At 59.3% G+C, this 2,605-nt stretch carries 3 protein-coding genes; all 3 read left to right on the top strand.

What is annotated here, in order from left to right:
- The coding region (locus M0974_RS25860; protein ID WP_297843794.1) for an acyl-CoA dehydrogenase family protein at positions 1-543 on the top strand (543 nt) is incomplete at its 5' end.
- A gap of 111 nt (positions 544-654) precedes the next feature.
- Positions 655-2,262: a carboxyl transferase domain-containing protein gene (locus M0974_RS25855; RefSeq protein ID WP_297843792.1), complete on the top strand. Its 1,608-nt coding sequence runs from the start codon at positions 655-657 to the stop codon at positions 2,260-2,262.
- 24 nt (positions 2,263-2,286) lie between these two features.
- A partial coding sequence (locus tag M0974_RS25850) for an enoyl-CoA hydratase-related protein (RefSeq protein WP_297843789.1) occupies positions 2,287-2,605 on the top strand: 319 nt, incomplete at its 3' end.

Here is a 2,605-nt window from a genome sequence, read left to right as displayed (position 1 = left end):
GGTATGCGCGGCTCCAACACCTGCGAGCTGTTCTTCGATGACGTCGAAGTGCCAGAAGAAAACCTGCTGGGCGTACTCAACAGCGGCGTCAAGGTGCTGATGAGTGGCCTCGACTACGAACGCGTCGTGCTTTCCGGCGGCCCGACCGGGATCATGCAAGCCTGCATGGACGTGGTGGTGCCTTACATCCACGACCGCAAGCAGTTCGGCCAAAGCATCGGCGAGTTCCAGCTGATTCAGGGCAAAGTCGCCGACATGTACACCCAGCTCAACGCCAGCCGTGCCTACTTGTACGCCGTGGCCCAAGCCTGTGAGCGCGGCGAAACCACGCGCAAAGACGCCGCCGGGGTGATCTTGTACAGCGCCGAACGTGCGACGCAAATGGCCCTGGATGCCATCCAAATTCTTGGCGGTAACGGCTACATCAACGAGTTTCCAGCCGGTCGACTGCTGCGTGACGCCAAGTTGTACGAAATTGGCGCCGGCACCAGCGAGATCCGTCGCATGTTGATCGGCCGCGAGCTGTTCAACGAAACGAAATAAGCACCTTTCCCTGTAGGAGCCAACTTGTTGGCGAGCTTGGCGACGCGGTGTGTCAGGTGCGCCGCCTCGCGAACAAGTTCGCTCCTACAGGGGTTTGCGGAGTAGTTGCCCATGACCATCTTGCACACCCAGATTAATACTCGTTCACCAGAGTTTGCCGCCAACGGCGCAGCGATGCTGAAACACGTCGAAGGCTTGCGTCAATTACTGGCTCAGGTTCATCAAGGCGGTGGGCCGAAGGCTCAGGAACGCCATACATCTCGGGGCAAGTTGCTGCCCCGCGAGCGAATCAATCGTCTGCTGGACATCGGCTCACCCTTTCTTGAAATCGGGCAATTGACCGCTTATGAAGTGTATGGCGAAGACGTGCCTGCGGCCGGGTTGATTGTCGGCATTGGCCGCGTAGAAGGCGTCGAATGCATGATTGTCGCCAACGACGCGACGGTCAAAGGTGGCTCGTACTACCCGCTGACGGTAAAAAAACACCTGAGGGCGCAGACGATTGCTCAGCAAAACCGCTTGCCTTGCATCTATCTGGTCGATTCCGGGGGCGCCAACCTGCCACGCCAGGATGAAGTGTTCCCGGACCGCGAGCATTTCGGCAGAATTTTCTTTAACCAAGCAAACATGAGCGCCGTGGGCATCCCCCAAATCGCAGTGGTCATGGGTTCGTGCACGGCAGGCGGCGCCTATGTTCCGGCCATGGCGGACGAAGCGATCATGGTTCGCCAACAGGCGACGATTTTTCTCGCCGGCCCACCGCTGGTGAAAGCGGCGACCGGCGAAGTGGTCAGCGCCGAAGACTTGGGCGGAGCCGATGTGCATTGCAAGGTCTCCGGGGTTGCTGACCATTACGCCGACAGCGATGAACATGCATTGGCCATTGCCCGCCGCAGCATTGCTAACCTCAATTGGCGCAAGCAAGGCCAACTCAACGCCCTCACCCCTATCGCACCGCTGTATGGCAGCGACGAGTTGTACGGCGTGATTCCAGCTGATGCAAAGCAACCGTTTGATGTCCGCGAAGTCATTGCGCGGCTGGTGGACGGCTCGGTGTTCGACGAGTTCAAGGCGCTGTTCGGCACCACGCTGGTATGCGGCTTCGGCCATTTACACGGCTACCCGATTGCTATCCTGGCCAACAACGGCGTGCTGTTTGCCGAGTCAGCACAGAAAGGCGCGCACTTCATTGAACTGGCGTGTCAGCGCGGTATCCCGCTGCTGTTCCTGCAGAACATAACCGGGTTCATGGTTGGGCAGAAATACGAAGCAGGCGGCATCGCCAAACACGGCGCCAAGTTGGTCACAGCAGTGGCCTGCGCCAAGGTACCAAAGTTCACCGTGATCATCGGTGGCAGCTTCGGTGCCGGTAACTACGGCATGTGCGGCCGTGCTTACGATCCGCGATTCCTGTGGATGTGGCCCAACGCGCGAATCGGCGTAATGGGCGGCGAACAGGCGGCCGGGGTGCTGGTGCAAGTCAAACGCGAGCAGGCTGAGCGCGGCGGTCAGACGTTCAGTGCCGAGCAGGAAGCCGACATCAAACGGCCGATTCTCGAGCAGTATGAGCATCAAGGGCATCCGTACTACTCCAGTGCCCGCTTGTGGGACGACGGAGTAATCGATCCTGCGCAAACCCGAGACATCCTTGCGCTGGCTTTGTCCGCATCGCTTAACGCGCCTATCGAGCCGAGCACATTCGGTGTGTTCCGGATGTAACCGGGCCCCGCCAACGGAGTGAACATGTCTGACTTTACGACCCTTGAACTGCACACCGACCCGCGAGGGTTCGCCACCCTGTGGCTGAACCGTCCGGACAAAAATAACGCCTTCGACGCGCAGATGATTCGTGAGTTGATTTTGGCCCTGGATGAAGTTCAAGCCGATGCCAGCCTGCGTTTCATGCTGATCCGTGGCCGCGGCAAGCACTTCAGCGCTGGGGCTGACCTGGCCTGGATGCAGCAATCGGCGCAGCTGGATTACAGCACCAACCTGAACGACGCGCGCGAATTGGCCGAGCTGATGTACAACCTGGCCAAACTGAAAATTCCAACCCTAGCGG

Origin of the sequence: Pseudomonas sp. (assembly GCF_026224925.1) — a bacterium.
Classification (GTDB): Bacteria; Pseudomonadota; Gammaproteobacteria; order Pseudomonadales; family Pseudomonadaceae; genus Aquipseudomonas.
This window is presented reverse-complemented; position numbering and strand designations above follow the sequence as displayed.